Below are 2,252 nucleotides of genomic sequence, written 5' to 3'. Positions count from 1 at the left end.
AGGTGTGCGGGGCTGTAGTCCGTCACTCTGCTGCTTGGTCTGTTCGGGGTGGCGGAGGACGGTGGGCTTGTGGTCTTGGACCCGCAACGCTGGCTGGAGTTGCGGCGGTTCCGTGGTCTGCACGCGTCCGGGGCGATGAGCCTGTCGGAGATCGCGAAGGAGACGGGGCTGAACCGCCGGACGGTCCGCAAGTACCTGTCCGGCGAGTCGCCGAGTGCGCCGCCGCGGCGGACGTCGAACGGCCGTCCCCGCCGTCGGGTGGTGGACGAGGTGGCCCCGCTGATCGATGCGATGCTGCGGGCGGAGGTGCTGCTGAAGGCGTCGGTGGTCCACGAGCGGCTCGTCGACCAGTACGGGTTCACCGGGAACTACCAGCGGGTCAAGCTCTATCTGCAGGAGGCAAGGCCCCGTATCGCCGAGGAGTTGGGCATCGGCCCGGGCGAACTGGCCGGGCTGCACCGCCGGTTCGAGGTGGTGCCCGGGGCCCAGGCCCAGGTCGACTGGGGCGACGAGGGCAAGGTCCTGGCCCATATGGGCATCCCGAAGGTCTACTCGTTCCACATGACGCTGTCGTACTCGCGTGATCCGTTCTGCTGTTTCACCACCAGCCAGGACCTGGCGACGTTCTTCGACTGCCACCGGCAGGCGTTCGCGCACTTCGGCGGGGTGCCGATGACGATCGTCTATGACCGGACCAAGACCGTGGTGCGCCGGCACGTCGCGCCGGGCGAGGCAGTCCCCCTACATCCCGAGGCGGTGGCGTTCGCCGGGCACTACGACTTCGACCCCGACGTCCTGGCTGCCTACCGGCCCACGGGGAAGGGCCGGGTCGAACGGCAGGTTCTCATCGTCCGGGATCATGTCCTGGCCGGGCGGGCCTTCTCCTCCGTCGAGGAGATGGATGCCGCGTTCACGGCCTGGGTGCCGCTGCGGCGGGCGAAGATCCACAGCACCCACGGCGAGGTCATCGGCCACCGTGCCGCCCGTGACCACGCGGCCCTGCGGCCGCTGCCGCCGACCCCGTATGCCGTCACGCAGCGGCATCTGCGGCACGTCGGCAAGGACTGCCTGGTCGCCTTCGACGCGAACCTCTACTCGGTGCCCGCCGGCAAGGTCCGCCCCCGCCAGCTGGTCGAGATCAGGGCCACGAAGTCCCAGCTCATGCTGCACTCCACCAGCCCGGACGCCCGCGGCGAGACGCTGCTGGCCGTTCATCCGCGGGCGGTCGGCCGCGGCGCCCGCGTCGTCGACGAGAGGCACTGGGACGGTCTGCCCACCGGCTCCGGGCGCCGCACCACCACGGGCGACGGGCCGCCCCGGCCCCACCGCCAGGACCTTCCCGACGATCAGGCCGGTCCGCTGCAGGCCCTGCTGAACCGGGCCGCAGCCACCCAGGTCGAGGTCGGCCGCCGTCCCCTGTCGGTCTATGACGAGCTGACCGGCACCCGCCCGTTCACCACCACCTCACCTGCGAAGGACGTCCATTGAGCGAGCTGGTCTCCACCCGCATCCGCACCGTTGCCAGCAAGCTCGGCCTGCCCCACCTGGCCGAGGCTCTCAACCAGTACGCCCAGCGGGCGGACGAGGCCAAACTCGGCTACCTCGACTTCCTGGACCTGGTCCTGGCCGAAGAGCTCGCCGTCCGCGACGACCGTCGCTTCCGCCAGGGCCTGCGGACCTCGAAGCTTCCCCACCACAAGACTCTGGACGACTACGACTTCTCCTTCCAGCCCGACCTCGACCCCCGCAAGGTCAAGGACCTGGCCACCCTCTCGTTCGTCGACGCCAAGGCCAACGCGGCCCTGCTGGGCCCGCCCGGGGTCGGCAAGACCCACATCGCCGTCGCTCTCGCGGTCGCGGCCTGCCGGGCCGGCTACTCGGTCTACTTCACCAGCCTCGACGACATGGTCAAGAACCTCAAAGCCGCCGAGGCGGCAGGCCGGCTGACCAGCAAGCTCGGCACCTATCTGCGGCCCGGCGTCCTGGTGGTCGACGAGGTGGGCTACGAGATCCTCGAACGCGGAGAAGCGAACTTGGTCTTCCAGGTGATCTCCAAGCGTTACGAGAAGGGCTCGATCATCCTGACCTCGAACAAGACCTTCAGCGAGTGGGGCCAGGTCTTCGGCGACGAGGTCCTCGCCACCGCCATCCTCGACCGCCTCCTGCACCACTGCGACGTCATCAGCATCAACGGCCCCAGCTACAGACTCAAGAACCGGCTCAAGGCCATCGAGCGCGACACCAACGTGGCC

At 69.4% G+C, this 2,252-nt stretch carries 2 protein-coding genes; both read left to right on the top strand.

Translation table 11 applies throughout. The features are described 5' to 3' along the window. Nucleotides 1–69: 69 nt before the first annotated feature. Nucleotides 70–1,488: an IS21 family transposase gene (gene istA, locus IE206_RS42085; protein ID WP_189972047.1), complete on the top strand. Its 1,419-nt coding sequence runs from the start codon at nt 70–72 to the stop codon at nt 1,486–1,488. Then, a partial coding sequence (gene istB, locus IE206_RS42080; RefSeq protein ID WP_189972045.1) for an IS21-like element helper ATPase IstB occupies nt 1,485–2,252 on the top strand: 768 nt, incomplete at its 3' end. The genes istA and istB, both read left to right, overlap by 4 nt.

It is taken from the genome of Streptomyces violascens (genome assembly GCF_014649955.1).
Classification (GTDB): Bacteria; Actinomycetota; Actinomycetes; order Streptomycetales; family Streptomycetaceae; genus Streptomyces; species Streptomyces violascens.
Note: the sequence above shows the minus strand (reverse complement) of the source record. Positions and strands in the feature narration are given on the sequence as shown.